This is a genomic window from Micromonospora sp. M51 (assembly GCF_018070305.1).
Taxonomy (GTDB): domain Bacteria; phylum Actinomycetota; class Actinomycetes; order Mycobacteriales; family Micromonosporaceae; genus Micromonospora; species Micromonospora parva.
In genome coordinates, this window is sequence record NZ_JAGPXZ010001255.1 from 1 (window position 1) to 1,011 (window position 1,011).

Consider the following 1,011-nt stretch of genomic DNA (forward strand, 5'->3'; position numbering starts at 1 on the left):
GGTCGCGCAACACGTGAAGGTGGCCCAGTCGGGGCAGGGGGCCGACGAGGTGTTCGCCGGCTACGGCTACCACCAGCCACTGGTCGACGCGCCCCGGCACGGGGCCGCCGAGACGTTCGCCGCCGCGTTCTTCGACCGCGACCACGACGAGCTGCGCCGCATCGTCGGCCCGGCGTACGCGCTGGAGCAGGACGCCAGCCGGGACCTGCTCACCGGCCACCTCGGCGCGCCCGGGGCGCAGACCGCGCTGGACGCCGTGCTGCGCCTGGACACCCACCTGATGCTCCCCGACGACCCGGTCAAGCGGGTGGACAGCATGAGCATGGCGTGGGGCCTGGAGGTGCGTACGCCCTTCCTCGACCAGGATCTGGTCACCCTGGCCGCGCACTGCCCACCGGAGCACAAGGTCGCCCAGGGCGGCAAGGGCGTGCTCAAGGAGGTGGCCCGGGAGGTGCTGCCCGCCGAGGTGATCGACCGGCCCAAGGGCTACTTTCCGGTGCCGGCGCTGCGCAACGTGGACGGCCCGGTGCGCGAGATGGTCGCCGAGGCGTTGCAGGCGCCGGTCGCCCGCGAGCGGGCACTGTTCCGCCCGGAGTACGTGGCGCACCTGCTCGCCGAGCCGGACCGGGCGCAGGCGGCGGCCGGGAGCAACAAACTGTGGCAGCTCGGTCTGCTGGAGCTGTGGCTGCAGACGCACGACATCAGCTGAACGTCGTCCGCCGCCATCGGCGGGCGGTCAGCTGGCGGCGGTGCGGGTGATCAGGTCGTCGAGGACCAGGCGCAGGTCCCCGTCGCGCTCCAGCACCTGCCGCTGCCGGGTCGCGCCGGTGCCGTCCCGGCGGAGCCGGGCGAGTTGCGCCACCACGTACCCCAGGTCGCCGTGGCGCAGCAGGGCCGGGGCGATCACCGCCATCAGCTCGTCGACGAGCGCCCAGGCCGGGCGGGTACCGCCGGCCCGCAGGTCGATCAGCTCGCCGTCGAGGCCGTCGTGGGCGGCCCGCCAGTGCGCCG

Annotated in this window: 1 protein-coding gene and 1 pseudogene; one reads left to right on the forward strand and one right to left on the reverse strand. The window is 74.6% G+C overall.

The genetic code is table 11. The features are described from left to right. On the forward strand, positions 1-709 hold a 709-nt coding region (locus KBX53_RS34080), incomplete at its 5' end, for an asparagine synthase-related protein (protein WP_247676612.1). Between the two features lie 27 nt (positions 710-736). Here KBX53_RS34080 and KBX53_RS34085 read toward each other — a convergent pair. After that, positions 737-1,011, reverse strand: a pseudogene (locus KBX53_RS34085) (carboxylate--amine ligase); the annotation flags it as partial.